Annotated in this window: 16 protein-coding genes; all 16 read left to right on the forward strand. The window is 67.9% G+C overall.

The window, feature by feature from the left end:
• The first annotated feature begins 463 nt into the window (after nucleotides 1-463).
• The 16 genes from ABT160_RS38045 (at nucleotide 464) to ABT160_RS38120 (ending at nucleotide 18,784) form a co-directional block, all read left to right on the forward strand.
• Nucleotides 464-1,299 (forward strand): IS5 family transposase gene (locus ABT160_RS38045; RefSeq protein ID WP_502984376.1). Its coding sequence is split into 2 segments (ribosomal slippage): nucleotides 464-827 and nucleotides 827-1,299, totalling 837 coding nucleotides; the frame shifts between segments, so codons are not numbered across the junction.
• 867 nt (nucleotides 1,300-2,166) lie between these two features.
• On the forward strand, nucleotides 2,167-2,871 hold the full coding sequence (locus ABT160_RS38050) for a hypothetical protein (protein ID WP_351652904.1): 705 nt from the start codon (nucleotides 2,167-2,169) through the stop codon (nucleotides 2,869-2,871).
• A gap of 2 nt (nucleotides 2,872-2,873) precedes the next feature.
• Nucleotides 2,874-3,164, forward strand: a complete 291-nt coding sequence (locus ABT160_RS38055; RefSeq protein WP_351652906.1) for a hypothetical protein — start codon at nucleotides 2,874-2,876, stop codon at nucleotides 3,162-3,164.
• Nucleotides 3,165-3,547: 383 nt separating this feature from the next.
• Nucleotides 3,548-3,961 carry a hypothetical protein gene (locus tag ABT160_RS38060; RefSeq protein ID WP_351652908.1) on the forward strand — a complete coding sequence of 138 codons (414 nt, stop codon included), beginning with the start codon at nucleotides 3,548-3,550 and terminating at the stop codon, nucleotides 3,959-3,961.
• A 49-nt stretch (nucleotides 3,962-4,010) separates the two neighbouring features.
• Entirely contained in the window at nucleotides 4,011-4,265 is a 255-nt protein-coding gene (locus tag ABT160_RS38065; protein ID WP_351652910.1) for a hypothetical protein, read from the forward strand.
• Nucleotides 4,266-4,485: 220 nt separating this feature from the next.
• Complete coding sequence (locus ABT160_RS38070; protein ID WP_351652912.1) at nucleotides 4,486-5,169, forward strand: hypothetical protein; 684 nt, start codon at nucleotides 4,486-4,488, stop codon at nucleotides 5,167-5,169.
• A gap of 41 nt (nucleotides 5,170-5,210) precedes the next feature.
• A complete protein-coding gene (locus tag ABT160_RS38075; protein WP_351652914.1) occupies nucleotides 5,211-6,404 on the forward strand; it encodes a DUF6884 domain-containing protein in 1,194 nt (397 codons plus the stop codon).
• 39 nt (nucleotides 6,405-6,443) lie between these two features.
• Nucleotides 6,444-6,818: a hypothetical protein gene (locus ABT160_RS38080; RefSeq protein ID WP_351652916.1), complete on the forward strand. Its 375-nt coding sequence runs from the start codon at nucleotides 6,444-6,446 to the stop codon at nucleotides 6,816-6,818.
• A 411-nt stretch (nucleotides 6,819-7,229) separates the two neighbouring features.
• The gene (locus ABT160_RS38085; RefSeq protein ID WP_351652918.1) at nucleotides 7,230-8,174 is read left to right on the forward strand and encodes an SRA domain-containing endonuclease; all 945 of its coding nucleotides are present in this window, start codon (nucleotides 7,230-7,232) and stop codon (nucleotides 8,172-8,174) included.
• 431 nt (nucleotides 8,175-8,605) lie between these two features.
• Nucleotides 8,606-9,391 carry a GP88 family protein gene (locus ABT160_RS38090; RefSeq protein ID WP_351652920.1) on the forward strand — a complete coding sequence of 262 codons (786 nt, stop codon included), beginning with the start codon at nucleotides 8,606-8,608 and terminating at the stop codon, nucleotides 9,389-9,391.
• A 290-nt stretch (nucleotides 9,392-9,681) separates the two neighbouring features.
• Nucleotides 9,682-11,091 (forward strand): DNA cytosine methyltransferase, encoded by a 1,410-nt coding sequence (locus ABT160_RS38095; protein ID WP_351652922.1) that lies wholly within the window; start codon nucleotides 9,682-9,684, stop codon nucleotides 11,089-11,091.
• A gap of 845 nt (nucleotides 11,092-11,936) precedes the next feature.
• Nucleotides 11,937-13,025 (forward strand): DNA cytosine methyltransferase, encoded by a 1,089-nt coding sequence (locus tag ABT160_RS38100; protein WP_351652924.1) that lies wholly within the window; start codon nucleotides 11,937-11,939, stop codon nucleotides 13,023-13,025.
• Between the two features lie 408 nt (nucleotides 13,026-13,433).
• A complete protein-coding gene (locus ABT160_RS38105) occupies nucleotides 13,434-14,012 on the forward strand; it encodes a PP2C family serine/threonine-protein phosphatase (RefSeq protein WP_351652926.1) in 579 nt (192 codons plus the stop codon).
• 225 nt (nucleotides 14,013-14,237) lie between these two features.
• Nucleotides 14,238-15,515, forward strand: coding sequence for a site-specific integrase (locus tag ABT160_RS38110; protein WP_351652928.1), 1,278 nt, complete (start codon nucleotides 14,238-14,240; stop codon nucleotides 15,513-15,515).
• Between the two features lie 59 nt (nucleotides 15,516-15,574).
• The gene (locus ABT160_RS38115) at nucleotides 15,575-17,392 is read left to right on the forward strand and encodes a hypothetical protein (RefSeq protein WP_351652930.1); all 1,818 of its coding nucleotides are present in this window, start codon (nucleotides 15,575-15,577) and stop codon (nucleotides 17,390-17,392) included.
• A gap of 81 nt (nucleotides 17,393-17,473) precedes the next feature.
• Nucleotides 17,474-18,784 (forward strand): site-specific integrase, encoded by a 1,311-nt coding sequence (locus ABT160_RS38120; RefSeq protein ID WP_351652931.1) that lies wholly within the window; start codon nucleotides 17,474-17,476, stop codon nucleotides 18,782-18,784.
• The last annotated feature ends 215 nt before the right edge of the window (nucleotides 18,785-18,999 follow it).

The following is an 18,999-nucleotide window of genomic DNA, read 5'->3' on the forward strand; positions in this document are numbered from 1 at the left end:
CAGTTGCATAGGTCGGTGGAACTCCCCGAGCATGCCCGTTGATCATGCTGCCGCACTGAGGAACTCCAAGATCCCCGACAGAGTCAAGCTCAGCCCGGGAGCCCCAGCACCCGGAAAGCACCAAACGGGGCCGCGTCCAGCGCACTTGCGGAGCTAGCTCACGCATCTGCACCCTCTGACCAAGCCACTCCCATCGTCCACAGAAGCACAATCCAGGCAGCCAGCCTCAGCGCAGCTACTCCACGGCACATCCACTTCATCTGAGGGCAAGGCTCTGGAACTTGCGTGGCTTGACAGCTACGCCGAAGGCGCAGGACGACCAACCCGCGCACCTCCCGGCCCAAGGCACGCCGGCTCGACTCTTGCACCGAAGCGCCCACGGCCCACGTAGGAACCATCCCGTGGAGGCAGACCCGCTAAGAAGTCCTAACAGAAGCTGACGATGGTGTGACTATCGGGGCAGATGCTCGTTGCTCTGTTCGTGGGGAAGAGGAACTCGCGTCCGTGGATCGTGTCGGACGAACTGTGGTCGCTGATCGAACCGTTGTTGCCGCAGCCGGGCCCGAAGCTGGTCTCCGGGCGGCCTCGGGTTCCCGACCGGCAGGCTCTGTGCGGGATCCTGTTCGTCCTGCACACCGGTATCCAGTGGGAGTACCTGCCCCAAGAGCTCGGCTTCGGGTCCGGTATGACGTGCTGGCGGCGGCTGGCCGCCTGGAACGAGGCCAACGTGTGGGACCGCCTGCACGTTGTCCTGTTGCAGGAACTGCGGGCGGCGAAGCAGCTCGACTGGTCCCGGGCGGTGATCGACTCCAGCCACGTCAGGGCCGCCCGGCGAGGCCCAAAAGCGGACCCAGCCCGGTCGATCGCGCGCGTCCGGGCAGCAAGCATCATGTCCTCGTCGACGGGCAGGGCATCCCGCTCGCGGTGTCGCTGACCGGCGGAAACCGCAACGACGTCACGCAACTGCTGCCTCTCCTCGCCAAGGTCCCGTCCGTCGCGGGCCTGGTCGGGCGGCCACGGCGACGGCCGGACCTGGTGCTCGGCGACCGCGGCTACGACCACGACAAGTACCGCCGGCTCGTCTGGGCCCGGGGCATCAAACCGGTGATCGCCCGCCGCGGAGTTCCGCACGGCTCGGGACTCGGAGTGCACCGGTGGGTCGTCGAGCGCACCATCGCCTGGCTGCACGGCTTCCGGCGCCTACGCATCCGCTGGGAACGACGGGACGACATCCACGAAGCTTTCCTCGGCCTCGCCACCTGCCTCATCACCCACCGACACGTCCAACGCCTTTGTTAGGACCTCTAAGCGACCCTCCCTCCCCCTCCACCCCATACGACCACGAGGTGGACTCCACATCACTCTGCCCGCATGCCTGCCACCCTCGACAGCCGCCTCACTGTGCGGCGCGGCAACGCCGTCCAGCTCACCGTGGGCAGGCAGCGGCACCCAGCACTTTGCCCACACCCCATACCCCCAGCCCAACCCCCCGCAGATCTACACGCGAAATGAGCCCCAGGATGCCCAGAAACCACAGAGCAACCCTGCCCGCAGCGCAGGACACAGACCCGCCTCCGGGCCACAGCCCATACCTCGATCCGCCAGAGGGCCCGAACAGTGCCCTCGCGTGCACCTGCGGCGGCCTGCTCGTCCTCAAGCCGGACACCCAACCCGCCCAGAAGGCCGTCTTCGACCTCCACCTCAGGGAGGTGCAGCGCGACAACCCCCAGGACTAGAACCCGATCCGGCCAGCCCGAGCCCACACCCCCTAATGGTGCGCACCCGACCGGTGCATTACCAGGGGGCGTCAACAGGTAGGGCAGCGAGCGCCGCTCAGCCTGAACCTCGCCGTGGACTGGTAGCACCCGCAGCCTTCCGCCAGAGCCCCGCACCCTCGACATCGACGGCGCGGGGCTCAGGCGTGGCCTCGCCCCACAGCCCTGCGGCCGGCAGGCGGCGATGTGCGGCCCAACGCACCCCTACGCCAATTCCGGCGCCAACAGGCGCAGGCGTTCACGGCCGCAATGAGACGAGCAGTTGCGTGACTTGGCTGCGGCCGCCGCACCGTAGGCACAGCCGTCCGAGCTGAGCCACATGGCGCCCGCTCACGGCACCCCGGCCCGCGCGCCCGCGCCCGGGGAATGCCCCTTGAGGAGCTGAGAACTGATGGCGAAGACCCCAACCGGATTCTCCACCACCGAGACGTCGGCCCGCGTCGGCCGCCTGATCCGCCAAACGGGCGCTGTTACCCGTGCACTCTGGCAGGGCTGCCCAGAAGAAGGGCTCCCGCCTGTACGCAAGCTGCAGTGGGCGAGCTGGCTCGGCCGGGTACGCATCTCCGGCGAGGACACGGACCCCTGCGCGGTACAAGCCGGAACCATGACGGTCACCGACTGGCGCACCGCCTACACGGCCCACGGAGGCAAGGTCCCCGTCGTGAACGAGTACTACGGGCTCCCTGACGACCTCCACGACCCCGACGACGATGGCGCGTGGGACCGCGCGGTGGACTCCATCGCACATCTCCCCGTCGTGCTGCTCAGCGGGTTGTTCCACGGTATGGAGGACGGACTCGCCCGAGCCGAGACACAGCGCGAGGGTGGTACCGACAGCTGGGACCTCATCGAAGCGTACGCTCGGCTCGGGCTGGTGCCCCCAGCGAACATCCTGAACCCGCCGCACCTGCCGAGCCAGGATCGCACCGAACAACTGACCTCCTACTTGATCGCGGCATACCTGTATGGGGCGCGCCGTCATGCGACGGCGCAACTGCGCAGCGATGTCCACATGGCACGCAGACTCCTGTCCCTGCCGTCCTCCCCGTCAGCCCCCCACACCCCGACACCCCGTCACGCCAGCCCGGGGGAGTGACCGTGTCCAACCAGTCCGAGCGTGACGCCCTGGGCGAACTGCTGTACCGCGAGTTCCGCGCCTACACCGCAGCGCTGGACGAGCACGGCGAGGACTGGGCGCAGGCCTGGCCTTCACACACGTGGCCGCCGCTCACGCTGTTGGCCGCTCTGCAAGGCCGGTTCGCCGTAGCCCGGGAGGCCGCCGCAGCCATCGGCGTCAAGCCCAGCGACGCCGCCATCGCCGAGGAACACCGGGTGCGCCAGGAGTACCTGGCGCTCTTCCCAGACGGGCCACCGGCCCTCTCCGGCTGATCCGAAGCTCCTCGACGCCCCGCCAGCCCCGGTCCGCCTCTCCCGACGGCAGACCGGGGCTGCGCGTCCGCCACCATCCCGCGTTACACGCACCCTCACGGCAGTTGCGCCGCTTAACGCCGCTCTGCGTACGGTCTGGACGCCCACACGGCCACAGTGCGTCGCCCCTGGACGTGGATCCATGGAGGCCCGGGCCGGCAGAGCAAGCCGCCTGGGGCCTCAGCGCCGTAGGTGCCCACTCCCGCCCCTGGCGTCAGGCCTTCGTTTTCGCGGCCTGTTCCCCTCGGTGAGGCCCGACCACCTATTGCCCAGATGATCGCCAACAAGAACGCGCTCCGCCTTACGCCATCAGGAGTGCGAAGCAGGTTTCAGGAGAACTGAGCATGGAAATCAGCGAGCTCACACCCGCGGCTGTGGAGGCACTCCAGCATCGTGAGTCCACCGGCAAGGCCGTCACCACTGTCACGGTCGAACCGACCAGGGACGACTCCGGCTGGATCAGTTACGAGGGCACCGCCCTGGTCACCCACCACGACGGCGAGACCCAGACCCTCAACATCCGCGACACCGCGCTCTCCGTCGCCCTGGAGCAGCACGCGAACGACGAAGCGGAGCTCGGGTCCGTGCCGACCGTGGTCATCCCGGTCCCGCTCCCCGAGGTCGCCCCGAACAACCGGGTCCACTGTGAGGAGCATCCCGGAGTACACACCGAAACCGTCGCGTGCCGGTGGCCGCACAACGTCCACGCCGAAGGCGACTGGCCGCAGGTGGGCCACCCCTACCGCGTCACCGACTAACCAACCCACCCCAATCCAACAGACTGCATGCCATCAAGGAGAAGCCGCAATGACCATTCCCGGATACCCGAAGCGGGCCGCGCGCTGCAAGCACGGCGACCACACATTGCGTCAGGACGCTCCCGACACGGGTTGGGTCGACGCGTTCGGCAGTCGGGAGTGCCCGGACGCACCCAACCCGGACGACGGCCCGATGCCGCCTCACGAACCCGGCTCCGCCATCCTCTCGCCGCCTGCGTGGCCCGAGGCCGTGGTGCCGCGCACCGATCTTGAACCGCCCGCCCTGCCCTACATGCCCGGTTGATCTCAGCGGCGACGGTCCTCCATCGCCCCCGTTGGTTGTCTATGCCGCCGGCACGACCTCAGCGCGCAACCAATCCCGAATCTATGCCTGGCTCATCCGACCCGACTTCGGGCGGCCGACTGCCTGGGCACAACAGACCGCCCAACAAGTAGGAGGCACCGCGTGATCCCCGGCCAACCTTGATGAGGCAGGCACGGACGAGCTGCACACCGCAATGGACGTGGCCATTCGCGAACTGCCCGAGGAACATCCCGTGCGCGTGCTCTGGGAGCGCCTGGACGAGATCCTCACGGCTGGCGGCCCTGAGTGCCTCCCCGCCCCGTGGGACGAGTACAGCGAACCGGAACACACGGCGTGCGACACCAAAGTCGGGCACCTGACCGCAGAGGTCAGCCGTCTCCGCTCCGCTGTCACCAATGGCGTTGGCGCTGCCATCCGCAGTGTCCATCAGCGCGGCCACGAGGTTGCCCTGCCGCTCGAACTCCTAGAGTTCCTCACCGGGGACGCCGAGACCGCCGCCGTGGGCGACCCCGAGGCACTCCCGCGGGATAGCTTCGAGGTCGTCAATTCAGCGCTCAGCGACAACTGCCAGGTGGCCGAAGAGCTTCGGTGCACGAAGTGCGGCGCCATCACTACCCAGGCTGGACACGACGGGCGGGGATGGACGTTGGCCCGCCTCGATCTCATGGCCGAGCGCCACCGGTGCTTGCCTCGGGTCGGCGACGCGGACGACTCCGCCGACTCCACGCTGGATCAGATCCAGGACTGCACGTGCGTGGAGTTCTGTGACGAGGACCCGAAGACGGCTTGCGGTCTCTCTGGCCGTCGGCACGTGCACCCGGCCAGCCAGGGCGCAGGATTCGGGCCGTGCCCCGTCCACCCCGATGCCCTCGGTGACGTCTGATCGGCAGCCGTCAACAGCCGTCAACCCGTACGTGAGGCCATATGATTCGGGGACTCGCGTGCGGGTTCCCGTGGCCTGGCGTCCAGGATTCCTGGAACCCGCGCGCCTTTTCGTGCGGGGGACGCAAGAGCACCAACGCTCATTCGGTACCCGCGGGTGAGATGTACTGCGGCAGCTACCACGCAGCCCTGCGTCGCGCGGCCGATGCCCTCGCTGCCCAGGACAGTACCGCTACCGTTCTGGTCCTCTCCGCTCGCCACGGTCTCGTAGCCCTGGACGAGGTCATCGCGCCCTACGACCTCCGAATGGGCGACGAAGGCTCGGTGACCGGCGAGAAACTCCGCCGGCAAGCCTCCGACCTCGGTGTACTGCACTCCGATGTCACTGTCCTGGGCCCCCGTAAGTATGTTGAGGCCGCTCGTGGAGTGTGGCCGAGGCTGACCGACGTACTTGCGGGGGCACAGGGAATCGGCGAACAGCTCGCCAAGCTCGCTGACATCTACACCCCCGGCCGCCGCTCCCCACTGCCCAGATCCGGCTCCTGTCCAGCCGGCGGCGCGAGCACCGTAATCACCGTCGAGGAGATGGAACGGAGGGCGCACGCGCGCCAGAACAGGGAGGAGAGCCGCGCATCTCTCCGTAGGGCGCGCTACGCCACCTACTCACGTCTCGTCATCACGCACACCGACCGCGCATATGGCACCCTCACATTCCCCGGCGACGGTACCAAGAACGCCGCCCGGGCCGGAGCTGCCAGCCGCTTCGCCAGCCTCTACCACACACGGGCACACAGGCGCTCGGACGACGCCTGCACCATGGACGTAGACGGCACACCCCGGCACGTCGCACACTTCCTGTCCGCACTTCCTCGGCTACTGGAAAAGACCGAGAGCCGAGCCTCCGAAGCAGCCCGCCTGTATAGCCGATGGGAACGCCACTCCGCAGCCCACTGTCACCTGGCCGACGTCGCGCACGTCCAACGCCGCTCCCTCGCGCGGGACTTCCGTGCCGCAGCCTTCCAGGTGGTCGTCGACGTCCTCCTCGACCGTCCAGACGGCATCCCCGAAGTCCTTGATGGCCTCCCCCCTTGGCATCAGGTCTACCCCCTGGCCGCAGGCATCGCTCGCTACTACTGGTTCGACCCCGCCGCCCTCGCCGACCCTGACGAAACCGCGCGCATCCTCGCGGCAGCGGATCGCCGCCACATCTCGCAATGGCCCACCGTGCTCGCGTGATCGGTAGACCGGTCACCAGACCGACCCAGGAGATCGACAATGACCTCACGGCTGATTGACCAGCGCCCGATCCACTACACCGTGTCCGGGCAGCCGCCGATCGTACGACACTGCCGCACCTGGGCACTGGCCGACGGCACAACCCTGACCCTGGTCACCGAGTTCCCCGCCGACCAGGGCATGAGCATCACCAACGCAGCCGAGGCAGTACGGGAAACGCTGGAAGAGCAATGGGGAACCAACTGCCGCATCGTCGAGCACTACCCATGGCCGGACGGCGAGCACTACGACGAGCAGTTCCGCACCCCCACCAACGGCATCCAGTGGCGCCGTCTCAACCCCATCACCCTACGGGCTGAACTCGGGTCTGCACTGGACGACACCCGGCCCGACAACCCCCAGCACACCGCGTGAAGCTGAGACCGGCCAACCCCATGCAGACGGGCACGGACATGGCAAACACTGCGATGGCCGACGCCGCGAGCGCACGGCCGGACACACGGCCGGTGCCGATGGAACCAGACACTCCTCGATCGGCGCCGCGGTGGCGGTGACCCGGACTGTCTGCCACTCCGTGAATTGCGCGACACGAGAAGCTGGCAGCGAGGAGAGCCGACCGCCCCACGCCACCACCAGCCGTTTCGGAACTGTCGTCCGTCTCGACGCCGCGTGTCCTCCGCGTCGCGACATCGACGCCGTTCACGCGAACCACCCGCAGGCTGCCGCCCAACTCCGCAGCCACAGACAGGCCATCGCTGCGGCTTGACCCGGTTGCCTCGCTCTCGTCCACGATCTGCGTCCCACGACCGGACAAAGGAGCTCCTCATGCCCACCGCCGCGGCAACGGTCGGCGACGCCGCCGCATCCGAATGGAAGATCGCCCTGGGCGAGAGCATCGACCGCGCCGAACTGCACCGACGCTGTGGCGGACGCATCCACCCCCGCGTCAGCCCTGCACGCCGCACCCGCAATGTCTTCCTGTTCACGACACCCGCCCAGCCCACCGGGCTCTTCGACGGCTTCACCGGCGAGCACGTGCACTTCACCGGCGAGGGAAGACAGACGGGAACCGACCAGGTTCTGACCCAGGGGAACAAGTGCATCCTGCATCACCACGCCGAAGGCCGCACCCTGCGCCTCTTCCACCAGCGGCCGGACACCACGAAGGTGACCTACCTCGGACAGCTTCACCTGGACAGTGACCGGCCCTTCGTCTGGGCCGACGCGCCCAGCGACCCCCGCAGACCACTCGAAATCGCACGCCGCCTCGTCTTCCGCCTTCGTCCCGTGCTCAGCCCCCCGCCCGGCTTCCTGCCCACCACGACCCCTGCAAGCTGGACCCCCCGCGTCAGCACGGACTCCAAGCCGGCGCTCTTCCCCAATCCCAGCTCGACTCAGCGAGCTGCCGCAAGCCTTCTGGCCTCCTACAACCGCTACCTGCGGGCCACGCTCGGCATCAACCTCGTGCACTACTGGGTCCGTCCGGCAGGGACCCTGATCGAAATCTCCAGCCACTACGACCCCGCCCGCAAAGAGCTCCTCGCCGTACGCCACACCTTGGCGCGCGCCGCCATCTGGGCCGCCCTTGGCGAGCTCCAGGACGCTTCGCGCTTCATGGGGCACCAGCCCGCGCGAGCGATCATCCTGCCGTCCGAGCCTGACCAGGACCTGGCCGCGCTACTGCACCAGTCGGATGTCGCAGTCATCTGGCCGATCGATCGTGGCGGCTTCGCCCGAACCCAGCGTTCAAACTGCGATACGCGCTCCTAGCCCAGCTGTACAGACCAGCGCGTTCGTGCCCGGCTCGGACTGGACAGGGTCCGCCCCAGCCCCCCACGGGCGCAGGCGGTCCTGCCCCGGCTACCGCCCACAGCGCCAGGGACAGCAGCCGACGCCCGATGGGGAGTTGCGGGACTTGACGGGCCCACGCAAGGGTGAGCGCGCTGGCCTACCCGCCGCGCCGCGAGGCACACATCCCCTGGTCAGCGGGGACCGGACCAGCACGTTGCGTAGCCCGCCCCACCGTCAACTCGCCGTCGACGCCCGAGCCCCCGAGGCCTGCAATCCGGTAGTGGCGAAGGGCTCGGGCGCTGGCATGGCACCGAGACAGCACCGTGGCCTACGGCCGGACCGTCTCACCGACTGCCTCCTCCAGCGCACGCCACCCATCCGAACTCCCTGGAATCGTGGAGTGCCTCAACATGGCCACCGACTGGCTGCTCACGCAGAACGAACGAATGAAGAAGCAAGGCATCTTCAACTGGACACTGCCCGCCTGGGTAGTGCAGGTCACGGATACCGCCCCGGACGGAACCACCACCGTGCGCAGGGTCAACGTCTGCCCTTCGGCCGGGGTGTGCGCCAAGCACTGCTACGCGCTCGGCTCCGACTCCGGATACATCCGCTTCCCGGCTGCCCGCGCCCGCCACCTGCGCAACCTCCGCATGGTGCTGGACACCCCGCTCCTGTGGAAGGAGAGGATGGCCGCCGAGCTGCGTCATCCTCGCTATCAGCGCAACTTCGAAAGCGGCAAAATGGGCCATATTAGAATCCATGACGCCGGAGAGTTCTACGACGACTTCTACGCCCTCATGTGGATGGAGATCATGAGAGGCGCACCCGAGGGCCTGACCTTCTACGCGTACACCAAGGAAGTCAGCCGGTTCCGGCGCCTGGTCGAACCAAACCCGCCCGCCAACTTCAAGTACGTCTTCTCCCGAGGCGGCAAGGAAGACGCGCTCATCGACCCCACCCGCGACAGGGACGCAGACGTGTTCCCCACCCTGGAGGACCTGCAAGCAGCTGGCTACTCCTCACAGGCCGCCTCGGACCTCCTGGCCGTCTACGGCCCGCCCCGCGTCGGGATGACCGTCAACCGCCACCGCAAAGGCATGACCGCGTCCTTCGGAGAGCTGCAGCAGCGGCAAGACATCGAAGCCGCCCGTCGGCGCGCACGCCAGCAGACCAAGGCCAGTTCCTCCAGCTGAACGAGAAGCCCCAAGGCCCGCTCCACGCCGTCAACCCGGCCAGGAGCGGGCTCACTCACCGCACGCCAGTGAGCGAGGAGCAGACACGTCGACAGGCTCACCGCACGGGCGGTCAGAGCCGGCGGTAGCGGGGATGCCACAGTCCGAAGGCCCTGCGCTTTTGCCACATGAGCGCCGACCCGGTACAGCCCAGAGCCGCCAGGACCACACGGCCGCCGGAGCCCACACCCGCGCGGCCCGATTCCCGTCTTCGTACTCGCCGTGCGCTTCCCTTCGTCGCCGTCCAGCTCGTGAGCGTCGAGCTGCTCGCCGCCCCGCACACCACCGCCCGGCCGAAGGCCACCGATTCGCCCGAGTGCAGCAATCGCGACAAGCAGAAGGGAGGTTGCCTGGCTTGGTGTGTCAGCACCGACAGTGCCGTCATCGCCCGGCCAAACACTGGCCGCGCCCTCCCATCCATGACACGGAAGGAAAATGCCGTGATGACGGCCCACTTCGGCGGCCACACCTCAGTGCACTTCTTCACCGGCGGCTGCGGTGACCTTCGTGGCTTCACCGACGCCGGATTCCTCCCCCGCTATGCGGCAAACCACAACCTGCAAAGTGCGGCAACAGCTCGCATCAACTGGCCCGGCCTCTTCGTGAACTCGGCCGATGTGCAGACCATCGACATGCGCCGCGTACCCGCAGCCCATGTACTGGTCGCCGCGCCGATCTGCACGGAGGCATCTCCGGCAGGAGGCAAGGCCGCCCCGCGCAAAGCCGTGGAACTGGACGACAACGGCCGCCCAAAACCAGGTCCCGACTGGCCTCAGACCCGCATCACCATGTGGGAACCCGTCCGCTACGCCGAGGTCCACCGGCCCATGGCCTACGTCGGCGAGAACGTCGCCCAATTCGGCACCTCCCCATTGTTCAAGGCATGGCTGACCGTCTGGGAAGCCCTCCGCTACACCCCGGTCATTGCGTCGGTGAACGCCGCCCATCTCAAGGTCGACGGAATTCCACCGCTGCCGCAGTCACGGAACCGCGTGGTGTGGTGCTTCCTTCGCAACGACATCGTCGAGACCAACGGACTGCCCGACCTCCGGCCGACCTGCGACGCCATGTGCCCCACGTGCGGCCCGGTCGAGGGGCTTCAGCGTTGGAAGAAGAACCCTGAATTCCCCGTCGGCGAGTACGGCCGCGAGAGGCGGCAGTACTACTACGTGTGCCCCAATGCGCGCTGTGGAGCCCATGTCGAGCCCCTCACACGCGGCATCGGCGAGGTCATCGATCCCGCCGTACGTGGCTGGAGGTTCGGCGACGGCTACTACGACCACTTCACGAGCAGCCGCGTCCCTTACGCCGAGGCCACCCGAAACCGGGTCGCCATCGGCCTGGAGAAGTACCGCGGCAAGCCGTTCATCGTCACCCTGCGCAACCACTGCGACGCCAGCTCGCTCGATGAGCCGATCGGCACCCTCACCGCCCAAGGCGGCGGCCACCACTACCTCGTACGCCCCACCGCCGACCTGAGCATCGACGCGTGCGAGTACCGGCCGCTCACCAACCGCGAGAAGGCAAGGGCCCAGGGCTTCCCCGACCACCACGTCTTCGCCGGGGAGGAAGACGACCAGCGACTCCAGGTCGGCAACGCCGTCCCCGTCAACGTCGCGGCCTGGCTCGCCCGGCGCGTCAAGGCCGTCTTGCCCCGCTGACTCACGCGCCGCGCACAGCTCCCGTACCGCGACGCCCCCGCGCCCACGGCCCGGGGGCGTCGCGGTACGGGCCTGCTGATCCCCGTCCGGCCACCGCCACTGCGCAGCCAGCCCCCGGTGAACCCCCGCCCTCCCTTGGTTGCGGCGCTAACCCCATGGGACCGCACCGTGTGGTCAGCCGAAACGCCCCGCACCAACCGCCCTGGTGCCCGAAGGCCGCCGGCGGGCGCGCCGCTTCGTGCCCCCGATGCACCTACCGCGCGGCCCGGCCGTCCGGCCGACCCGACCGGGTACGTCGGGGGGCTCCTTGAGGAAGGCGGGTTGACGTTCTGACGTGTGACGGCTCCCGGGACATGGCCGTCTGGCCCTACAGCGACGCTGTTGCCGACCCGGTGTGGCATGACCTGCTGCCAGCTGGGCCAGGCGCCTCGCGTGTGATGCCCCCATCTCAAGAAGCACTTCGCCCATCCCACCGGCCCGTCACCGAGCGCACGGCGCCACCAGGCCTCATCAGCTGCGGAGTTGGTGCCGAGTGGGGATGGCCAGGATGCCGTGATGCGCGCGCTCCACGCGTCCTGACCGTCCCCCGTCCACCCTGCGGCCGAGCTGTCCCGGGTGCCCGCGTTCCTGCGCGCAGGTCCGGGGCAGCAGATGATGCCGTCGCGTCGCCGCCGCGGCCCCAGGCGCCACGAATCCGCGTCAGAGCTGCACGCTATGCGCCCAGTACGTTCGGCCGAATGACGGTTTGCGTGGGTTGGTGACCGTTCTGCCTATCTGGCTGTGTTCATGTCACGAGGGTCGGTTGGTTCCTGGTGACGTCGTGACCAGCACTCAGGGAACTCCCCATGACCAAGGAGATGGACGCAGCCCTACGGGTGGAACTACTTGACCTCTTCGGCGGGCCGGGCGGCTGGGACCTTGCCGCGCAACGGCTGGGCCTTCAAGTCACCGGAATCGAGCAGGACCATGCAGCCTGCGAGTCGAGGCGAGCCGCAGGGCTGGGCACCGTCGAGGGCGACGTGCGCATCTACGACCCTGCCGATTTCCCCACCGCCACAGATCTGATCGGGTCCCCGCCATGTCAGCCGTACTCGATCGGCGGCAAGGGAGCCGGGCGCCGAGCACTGGACACCGTGCTGGACTTCGCGGAGCAGCTGGCCGCGCGCCGGAACATCCGCTCAGGACTGGCAACGCTGGACGATGAGCGGACCGGCCTTGTCCTGGAACCCCTTCGCTGGACGCTGGAGGCCCTGGACGACGGGCGCCCGTACCGGACAGTGATGCTGGAACAGGTTCCCACCGTGCTGCCGGTGTGGGAAGCAATGGCCCAGATCCTGCGGGCCGAGGGCTACACGGTGGCCACGGGCCGGATGAACGCCGAAGAGTACGGCGTTCCGCAGACCCGGACCCGCGCGGTGCTGGTAGCCCGCCGCAACGGTGAAGGGCAAGCCGCTCTACCCGCCGCGACGCACCGCCGCTACTCGCGCACGACCGGCCAGGAGGGCGGCAATCCAGACCTGCTGCCGTGGGTGTCGATGGCGCAAGCACTGGGCTGGGGGATGACACACCGGCCCGCGCTGACCGTCGCGGTCGGCACGGCGGCCGGAGGACCGGACCCGTCCTGTGTCGGAGGCTCCGGCAGCCGCGCCACCCTTTACGGAGAGCGGGACGCGGGACGCTGGATCGCCGATACCCGGCTGGCAGACGCCGATGACCTTCCCGCCTACCGCGGCGGCCGCAAGGACATGATCCGGGTGTCCGTCGCCGATGCCGCCGCGCTCCAGACATTTCCGCCGGGACACCCCTTCCAGGGCACCCGCACCAAGCAATACGAGCAGATCGGCAACGCGATGCCACCGGCATGGGCCGAGGCCGTCATCCGGCGCGCGATGTCCCGCGAACTGACCGCCCTCACAGGCACCCAAGCTGCCTGACCCAGCTCCGTCCGACCCCCGGCCCCAGGCCCTCGCCCCGCGCGGACCGGGGGCCGCCGCTGTGCCACCGCCTCCTTGCCCGCAACTTGAGGCCAGGGCTCGACATCTCACTGAACTCCACGCCCGAAGCGCCCTGCTGCTCGATCTGTCCGCCACGCTGTTCTCGTCGCAGGCTGCCCGCTGGCTTGCGGCACTAATCCGAGAGGCAGCAGGCTTGCTCCCGCCAGCGCCGCCCACAGGAACGCCATCCCGAAACTCAGGGACCTGCGGACACCGGCCGCCGGACCGCCCCAATCCCCGTACTCCCGGGGTAGGTGAGCCGGACACCCTAGTGCCCCTCTTCGTCTCCCGCTCCCTTCCCTCCATGGGCGGGGGCTTGTCATCTGAAGCCGAAAGGAATCGCTCTCCGTGCGCACCTACGCGATTGCTCAGCACACTGGATCTGAGCCGGGCCAGTGCGACGCCGCCGCTGTCCGTACGGTCAACGGCAACCGCGCGTACGTAGTCCTGGACGCCCTCGGCCGCCTGGGCACGACCCAACAGTGGGCCCCGGGCGCGGCCCGGCACATCGCAGGTGCCGCCGCCCGGCGAGGTGATGCCGGGGCCGGCCTGCGTTACGTCTACAACCTCTACCGGGAGGACGCCGCTTGCTTCGGCAGTGAGCACCGGGCCGCGGTGCTGGTCGCGGTTAAGGCTCCCGGCGAGTTGTTGACGGTGGCGTGGTGCGGGGATGTGCGCGCATACCTGATCGAGCACGGGACTGCGGTGCGTCTGAGTGAGGATCACAACAAGCGGCGCGTCTACCCTGCCAACGACACCTATCCATACAGCGGCAGCCGGAACCAGATCACCTCCTTCCTTGGATCCGATGCCACCGACGAGGACCGGCACGGCCGGTACGGGCATCCTGCGGTCGAGTCCGCCTCCCGGAAGATCACCGGCCCGTGCCGTCTGCTCCTGGCTTCTGATGGTGCGTACGTTCTATAGCGGCAAAGCTGTTGTAGTAGTCGTGTGCTTGTTGCTGAAGAGAGCGATGTGGTGGCCAGTCCCGTTGGCTGGCATGTGTATCGGTACGACTTAGAGCGTCCAGCGCAGGACCTCCCGGAGCAGTTATCTCCGTACGCGCCAGATCTGCGTACGTGGGTGGAGAGGCTTGGTGGGCGTCATGGGGAGAGGTTCCTTCTCGGCCCCACAGGGATGCCCGACCTCCGGGTGAACGCGTTCTTCTCGTCTCCTGCCATGCGGAATCGGTCGGACCTGACGAACCGGGACTACGCGTACTCCCTGGCTCTGTGGCTGAACTTCCTGCTGGTGCTGGGCCGCGGCTGGTGGGACGCGACCGAGGACGATGCGGCAGAGTTCCAGTTCTGGCGGCTGACCGACCCGGGGAACGAGAAGCGGGTTCAGAAGTCGTCCTTCGCGAAGGACGTCGCCGGCTGCAAGAAGTTCTATCGCTGGGCGGGCAAGCGCTATCAGGTTGTCGATCCCTTCGATGACCTGGAGTACAGCCGAGGCAAGCGAACGAAGAACGTGAAGTGGCTCGACCCTGCGGCGATCCGACGGTGGCGCGACCTGGGGGTGCGGGGGCGGGGGCTGGACGGCCGGCTGGACCGTCGCTGGCGGGGCCGCAATGATCAGAGGGACGCCGCGTTCGTGGACGGGCTCTACGGCACAGGTCTGCGGCTGTCGTCCTGGGCGAGCGTGGTTCTGCCCGAGCTGCCCCGCATGGCTCAGGGCCGTGGGTACTTCACCTGCTCCTTGGCCGACGAGTGCGCCAAGAAGGGATCCGGTTACACCTACTGGATGCCCAGAACGGCGGCGGCCGGGGTGAACGCCTATCGCGAAGGAGCTCGGGCCCGGTCGGTCAGACGGGCTCAGGAGGCTGGTCTCTACGAGACGGTCCGCGGGATGAGGGTGGTCCGATTGCCCCGCCGAGGAGGCGGGGTCGAGATCCCCGACGAGGCGGGCGGCATGGTCCGACACGAGTGGAATGACGTTCCGCCCGAGGTCAGGAAGCGGTTGTTCGTCGAGACGCAGTCGGGCCTGGAGCCGCTGTCGTTGTGGTTGAACGAGGACGGTCTGCCGCGCGACGGGCATGGCTGGCACCACACCTTCGAGGCGGCCAACACGCGCATCGAGAGCCTCGGGCTGGAGGGTTTCACCTGCACCCCGCACATGCTCCGTCATTCCTTCGCGCTGAAGTGGTTCTCGGTCGGCAAGCTTCTCTGGAGCCAGCAGCTGGGCCATCTGACGGAGGAGGAGACCCAGGACTTCCGCGATCAGTTCGGCGATCACTGGCACCTGGTGCAGACGATGCTCGGCCACACCAGGGTCGAGACGACCAGGGAGGTCTATCTCGAGCCCTTCAGGAACCTCCAGGTCGAGCTGCTGCTGGCTCACGCAGAGGGTTTCCCGGTGGCCCGTTTCATGGCCGACGCATTCGCGAGCCATCCCTGCGTCCGCACGGATCCACTGGCGGTGGCACGGTGAGCCCCCGCGGACGCCGGGCCAGCTTGCCCGCGAAGCGGGACAAGACCGTCCACGGGCTGATGGACGGCCTCGTCGTCCGGTGCTTCGCCGAGGACGGCACCGAATCGCGCGACTACCGGTTCGACGTTCTCCACGTGGCCCCGGAACTTCAGCAGGGCCTTGCGGAGGCATTCGCCCGGCGCACGGCCCCCGGAGCCGGCCTGACGTCGCTGGAGTCGACGGACAAGGCCCATCGGACGGCAGTGCTCTTCAGCCGCTACCTGGCTACGTTGGCCTGGCCGCCGAGGCAGATCACCCACCTCGTTCCCGAGCACCTGGACGGATTCCTCGACAGCCGCAAGGACCGGACCCTTGGAGCCGGCGAGGAACTGGCCGACCTCAAGCGTCTGCTCAAGCACGCTGAAAATCTCGACGAGGCAGTGGTCGCGAAGCTGAGCCAGAGCCACCCCCGGCGGATGAGGGGGGCGAAGCCGAAGAAGAGCTACAGCCGGCAGGAGTTCAAGCGCATTGCCGATGCTGCTCGCACTGACCTTCGCGCCGCGGCTGCCCGGATCCGGAAGAACCGTGAGACGTTGCAGCGCTTCAGGGAGGGCGAGCTGCCGCCCGACAAGGACCGCCGCCTGGAGCTGCTGGATTGGGTCGACAGATTCGGTGACGTGCCTCGCAGACCTTGCACCACTGGTGTTCATGCGGGACGGGACATCGCACGGGCCTGGGTCTTTAAGCGGGGCTCCGTGGACGACATGGTCTGCCAGCTGCATCTGTCCGGCATGGAGGTCACGGCTGGGATGATCTTGCTGACTGCGATGACTGGCGAGAACAAGAGCGTGATCCTCAAGACTCCGGCCGTCCACCACCGGGCAGACGGCTACTCCGGCCGGACGTCGACCGCGATCGTGGGGACCGTGAAGCCCCGCCGGGGCAGACGAGCCCACATGAACCTCGCGCTGAGCGATCTTCCGGACTGGATCAGCATTCCCTCCGAGCCGGAACACCTCTCGGCTCGCGACGAGCTGCACACTCCGTTCGGGCTCTACGTGCTCCTGCATGAACTGGCCTCCCGGTCGCGGGCACTGGCGGGCAGCGACCGGCTGTTGATCGGTTGGAGCGGCAGCGGCGGCAAGGGGGCTGGCCGGGGGCTGCGACAGCAGTTGCCGGAAGCCTGGATGCAGCGCTGGACCGCTAGACATGGCCTGACCTCGGACAAGAGCGACGAGGAAGGTCACCCGGTTCCGTTGGTGGTCACCCTGGAGCTGTTGCGGCTCACCTACCTTGAGTTCCACCAGAAGCCGATGGCTCACACCGAGAAGACGCTGGCCACCGACTACCTCGCCCGAAATCGAGGCAATCTCACCGAATACCGCAAGGTCGTGGCGGCGGCTTTGACCGAGGAAGTCGACAAGGCCAGAGTCCGCGGAGTAATGGCCGTCCTCACGCGGGCTGACCTGGAACGCGCGGAGACCGACGCGGCGGACGTCGCAGCGAAATACGGCATCGACGCGGCGGTCCTCAAACGAATGATCGCGGGCGAGCTGGACACCGTCATGAACGCCTGCATCGATCACCGGGGCAGCCCGCACGCTCCGGCCGGGGAGCCCTGCCGGGCGTCGTTCATGCTCTGTCTCGGCTGTCCTTGCGCTCGCGCGCTGCCCCGTCACCTGCCTGTTCAGGCCCTGGTCCACGACCGGCTGGCCGACAGGCGAGCCGAGATGACCCCACTGGAGTGGACCCGGCGGTTCGCGCTGGCTCACACCCAGCTTGGCGACTTGTTGTCCCGTCACGACGAGGTGGACCTCGAGGACGCCCGGGCCAACGTCACCGACACCGACCGCGCCGTGGTGACGCGGTTCCTCAACAGAGAGCTTGACGTTCGATGAGCCTTACCTCCATGCAGGCCGTCGACCTCGACGCGATCCCCCGAAGGAACCCAGTGGCCCGGCCCCGACACGTTGGTGCTGTTGAACCGGGACTTGAGGCCAGATGCAGACCTGGGGGGGTTATCGCGGTTCTGCGACGACCGCTGGGACGTCGATCCCGCCATCTTCGAAGATCACCTCAGCGGGAAGAGCATGAACCTCGCCTTGGTCCCGGCGCCGCTGCGTCAGCACGCGAAGCACTACTTCTGGCAGCTGCTGAACCACGCCAGTCCCGGGACCATGCGTCGGGCGAACGGCGACCGGCCGGCCATCGCCACGATCGTGTCGGCTTTCAGCCCTTTCAAAGCCTTCCTGGTCTGGCTCCATCGCCGCGGGGTCGTGTCCTTCGCCGAGATCACGCCGCAGCTGCTGGACGCCTACCTGATCGATCTCGGTGAGCAGACCGTCAGCATGGACCGCAAGTACCAGAGGCTGAGCGAAGTCCGACGCCTGTGGTCGGTCCGCGAGATTCTTCCCGCACGCATGCAGATGCCGGCCATCCCGCCCTGGGGCGGGGAGGACTCCCGAGATCTTCTGGGTCAAATCCGCGCTGATCGTGACAACCGAACTCCCCGCATCGGTGAGCGGACCATGCAGCACCTGCTGATCTGGGCGGTCCGGTTCATCGAGGACTTCGCCCCGGACATCTTGGCCTCACACGCCGACTACCTCGAACTACACAGCCAGGACTTCGCGCACCGAGATCAGGCAGCGACGATCGAACCATTGCCGAATGGCGAGGTCACCCGACGGATGACCGCATACCTGGACCGTCTTCGCGACCAGGGCGAGAAGCTCCCGGGCAAGGCTGCCGAGGACGGCAACGTGGTGATCGACTGGCGGCACATCGCACGGACTCTGTCCTGCGCGGAATCCTTCCGGAAGAACACGAGCGGCCGGATGGTGATGGAGTCCGGCATCCCCGTCGCTGACGGGGCCTACCTAAGCCCGCCGATCACCGGCCGCCTCGATGGCCGGCCTTGGCGCCAGAGCCGCATCACCTACCACGAGGCTCCGAAGCTCGCCCGGATGCTGAGCACGGCCTGCTTCATCGCTGTCGCCTATCTCAGTGGCGCCCGGCCGGGGGAAGTACTGAACCTGCACCGAGGCTGCGTCGAATACGACAAGGAGGGCGACCTGTGGTTGATGAGGGGGCTCTACTTCAAGAATGCCGTCGACTCGGACGGCAACAAGTTGCCCGCAGGAGCCCTCCGCCGTGACCCCCTGGGTCGTCGTCGAGATCGTGGGCAAGGCCATCGACGTGCTCGAAAGACTCCATCCACACCCGCTGCTGTTTCCGAACAGGATCGAGCCTCACCGCATTCGCTCCGGCATCACCAAACGCCATGGTGACGCTCGCACCGACCAGTCCATCGCCCGTGACCTGGAAGCGCTCGTCGACTGGATCAACGACGAGTGCCGCCGCCAGGGCCGCACTGACCCAATTCCTTCAGATGACACCGGGCGGCGTCTGTCGGCCTCCCGGTTCCGCAGGACCCTGGCCTGGTTCATCAGACGTCGCCCCCGGGGGCTGGTGGCCGCCTCGATTCAGTACGGACACGTCCACA

Source organism: Streptomyces sp. NPDC001941, assembly GCF_040296945.1.
Lineage (GTDB): Bacteria > Actinomycetota > Actinomycetes > Streptomycetales > Streptomycetaceae > Streptomyces.

Coding starts and splice junctions, on each gene's coding strand:
- ABT160_RS38050 (WP_351652904.1), top strand. CDS start 2,167: ATGGCGAAGACCCCAACCGGATTCTCCACCACCGAGACGTCGGCCCGC.
- ABT160_RS38060 (WP_351652908.1), top strand. CDS start 3,548: ATGGAAATCAGCGAGCTCACACCCGCGGCTGTGGAGGCACTCCAGCAT.
- ABT160_RS38065 (WP_351652910.1), top strand. CDS start 4,011: ATGACCATTCCCGGATACCCGAAGCGGGCCGCGCGCTGCAAGCACGGC.
- ABT160_RS38075 (WP_351652914.1), top strand. CDS start 5,211: ATGATTCGGGGACTCGCGTGCGGGTTCCCGTGGCCTGGCGTCCAGGAT.
- ABT160_RS38080 (WP_351652916.1), top strand. CDS start 6,444: ATGACCTCACGGCTGATTGACCAGCGCCCGATCCACTACACCGTGTCC.
- ABT160_RS38085 (WP_351652918.1), top strand. CDS start 7,230: ATGCCCACCGCCGCGGCAACGGTCGGCGACGCCGCCGCATCCGAATGG.
- ABT160_RS38090 (WP_351652920.1), top strand. CDS start 8,606: ATGGCCACCGACTGGCTGCTCACGCAGAACGAACGAATGAAGAAGCAA.
- ABT160_RS38100 (WP_351652924.1), top strand. CDS start 11,937: ATGACCAAGGAGATGGACGCAGCCCTACGGGTGGAACTACTTGACCTC.
- ABT160_RS38115 (WP_351652930.1), top strand. CDS start 15,575: ATGGACGGCCTCGTCGTCCGGTGCTTCGCCGAGGACGGCACCGAATCG.